At 34.9% G+C, this 2,791-nt stretch carries 3 protein-coding genes and 2 pseudogenes; 4 read left to right on the top strand and 1 reads right to left on the bottom strand.

Features of this window, described 5'->3' with window-relative positions; all coding sequences use genetic code 11:
• Positions 1 to 350: 350 nt before the first annotated feature.
• Positions 351 to 455, bottom strand: a pseudogene (locus TY19_RS26725) (recombinase family protein); the annotation flags it as partial.
• 99 nt (positions 456 to 554) lie between these two features.
• Between TY19_RS26725 and TY19_RS02975 the strand changes: the two are divergent.
• From TY19_RS02975 to TY19_RS02960, 4 genes and pseudogenes are all read left to right on the top strand, one after another.
• A complete protein-coding gene (locus TY19_RS02975; RefSeq protein WP_042280034.1) occupies positions 555 to 899 on the top strand; it encodes a type II toxin-antitoxin system RelE/ParE family toxin in 345 nt (114 codons plus the stop codon).
• Positions 886 to 1,188: an addiction module antidote protein gene (locus tag TY19_RS02970; protein ID WP_042280031.1), complete on the top strand. Its 303-nt coding sequence runs from the start codon at positions 886 to 888 to the stop codon at positions 1,186 to 1,188. The genes TY19_RS02975 and TY19_RS02970 overlap by 14 nt, the downstream gene beginning before the upstream one ends.
• Before the next feature lie 219 nt (positions 1,189 to 1,407).
• Entirely contained in the window at positions 1,408 to 1,647 is a 240-nt protein-coding gene (locus TY19_RS02965; protein WP_226988474.1) for a hypothetical protein, read from the top strand.
• 823 nt (positions 1,648 to 2,470) lie between these two features.
• Positions 2,471 to 2,791: pseudogene (locus TY19_RS02960) on the top strand (hypothetical protein); the annotation flags it as partial.

Raw genomic sequence — 2,791 nt, 5'->3', positions numbered from 1 at the left:
AAATCCCTCCATGGAGCTCCCGTTCTTAATATCCAAAATACTGCATTGATAAAAGTCCTAATATTACCAACTTCTACTACTATAAAAATTTTCAAACAGCTAGCAGCATTATCGATTTTTAAATCAATTTCGATTAATTTTATGTGCAATTAGAAGATTAAGCGGTCGAAACGACTGGAAAAACAAATTAAAGCTCTTCCAAAATCAACCCAAGCTGTACTTTATAAACTTTGTTCTGATTTGGAAAGACTTAAACCAAAATAACCTCACTGTCCCATTAGCTAAGCATCGAAAAATGATACCTTCTGAAGCTTGTCATTGCCACTTAAAGAAGGGAAAACCTACTCCCTCATAACTGCCATTGCTAGTCTAAGCTTTGCATTAGTCATTTTAAAAGGAGCTTCATCTTTTCGTCCACGAGCGCTAGCAGAAGCTAGGCCTGCCTTTGTTCTTTCTTTTTCAAAGGTTGTTTCTCGAGATATTGGCGAAATTCTCAAAATTTATAGGTTAAAATTTACTTGAATTATTGTATCCTAAAAGATACAATAAGCTATATGGAAGAGATCGATATTGAAATCTACGAAACGGCTAATGGTAAACGACCCTTTGAGATTTGGATCAAGGAAATCAAAGAAATCCATACACGGGCTAAAATTTTAACCCGGTTAGACCGATTGAAGCTTGGGAATTTTGGAGATTGTAAAACCTTGCAAAAGGGAGTACATGAGCTTCGGATTCATTACGGCCCGGGCATTAGGATTTATTATGGAAAGATTGGAAACAAAGTCATCTTGCTTCTTTGCGGTGGTGATAAAGGATCTCAGGACAAGGACATTGCAAAAGCAATGGAGTATTTGAAGGATTATCAATCTAGGGAGTTAGGTTATGGCAAGAAATAAGAAGTATCAAGATTTTCTCTTAGAACAGTTAAAGGATCATGACGAGGCTGTTGCCTATCTAAATGCTGCTTTAGAAGAAAGCCTGAAGGGCGACGAAGAGTCGCAACAAGTTTTTTTGATCGCTCTTCGCAATGTAGCGGAAGCACAAGGTGGGATTGGAGCTTTAGCCAAAAAAGCGCATATTGGCCGTGAAAGCCTTTACAAAACACTTTCAGACGTTGGAAACCCTAAATGGCATACCTTGGTTTCTTTGTGTATGGCTATGGGATTAAATTTAAGATTAACTTAATTATTGAAGGGAAAGCTATGGCTAAAAAATTTAGCTGATGTGCTCAACAGTGATTATAGACGATTTTTTATAGGGATCAGCTTACTGGAATATAGGTTGCTAAGAAATAACAATTAGAGATAACTCAAATATTCCTCTTATTCTTTGCAAGAAAAAATCAAGAATCAGAGCAAATGTGATAAGAGATCTTCAAAAACTCATGAGCGATGAGGCAAATAAATGGATATACAAGGAAGCCAAGGAAGCGAGACATTATTTCTAACGGAAAATGGCCCATTGCTACCCTTAATTTTAATAGCGGTAGGCATTTTACTGATCATTTTTCCCTATTGGTTTATTTTTTCCAAAGCTGGTTTTTCTAAATGGTTGAGCCTTCTAATGATTGTTCCTGGTCTGAATTTTATATTATTGTATTTTATAGCCCTTTCTAAATGGCCTGCTTTGAAAAAGAACGACTAAGAAGGCGTTTACACGGATGGGAAATTCCAGAATCTATCTAATGAACCAGAAGTTTGTTTTAGATTGATCCCATCAATTTCAAAACGATGAATATATTTTGTTTGATAAAAACTCATTCTTTTAATAGCCTTAATAACTTAAAAAGTCTGATAATATCAACTGTTAAATACATTTCTTTATCTACTCATTCCGCTCACTTCGAATTTAATTTCTCATTCTCGACACATTACTAAACCTTATTTTGGCCGCTTTTTTGCTATCAATAGACGTGAATATAGACGTTGGCTGCACAAGCGAAAATTAAAGTTAATTTGCAGGATTAGCGCACTTGAGGCTTTAGTAGCTTTGCAGCATTTCGATTTGAAATCTTTGCGTTAAGCTCATTAACCAAGGACTAGTGTACTTGATAGCTTCGATAACTTTATAGTATTTAGTTCTGAGCTATTGCTACGATTTTACTGATGTTGGGCTAACCCTTTTGACATCCCCAGGACTTTGCAATATATTTACATTTGCATAGGTTTCTAAAAGTCAATAATTCTAGATTAATACGTTTTAAAACTTTAGATCTCTTGTAGCCCGTTTATTTAGTTATCATATAGCCTCGTAGAATTAAGGCATCTTTAGATTAAAAACTAAAAATTTTATATCTAAGCTCAATTGACTCTTACTTAATTTTTAATCGCTCCCCATTAATAAAATGAAACTTTCTCTTCAAATGTGGCTGCCTATTTTAACTTATTAATATTGCATAATTTTTATCTATCCATCATATTATTAAAATAGCTATAAATAAAAATTTATTTTTCTCATTTGGACGGTCATTTTGATTCCTAATACATGGTTAAATACTAGCTATCTTTCCAATACAACGGCTCCATCTTACTATCCCCCTCAAGATATTAACGATCACCTTGAGAATGAGAATAATGCCTTAGATAATTCTTTGCCTAATCTAGAAGAAACTAGTGCGTCAACGATTCCAGTTCCCGCTCTTTCACCTTCATCTGAAGAAATTCAACTAAGCTTTCAAGAGGGAACTTCTCTGACCATTTCTCACTCTCAGCTAGCTTTGTTAAGGGAAAAATCACACTACTTTAACAATCTGTGGTCGGGGCAATTTCAAGAAACCCTGCAACATCCT

It is taken from the genome of Candidatus Protochlamydia sp. R18 (genome assembly GCF_000648255.1).
GTDB classification, from domain to species: domain Bacteria; phylum Chlamydiota; class Chlamydiia; order Chlamydiales; family Parachlamydiaceae; genus Protochlamydia; species Protochlamydia amoebophila.
Note: the sequence above shows the minus strand (reverse complement) of the source record. Positions and strands in the feature narration are given on the sequence as shown.

Bases quoted from the DNA above. Each gene is read 5' to 3' on its own strand.
- TY19_RS02975 (WP_042280034.1), top strand. From the start codon at position 555: ATGGAAGAGATCGATATTGAAATCTACGAAACGGCTAATGGTAAACGA.
- TY19_RS02970 (WP_042280031.1), top strand. From the start codon at position 886: ATGGCAAGAAATAAGAAGTATCAAGATTTTCTCTTAGAACAGTTAAAG.
- TY19_RS02965 (WP_226988474.1), top strand. From the start codon at position 1,408: ATGGATATACAAGGAAGCCAAGGAAGCGAGACATTATTTCTAACGGAA.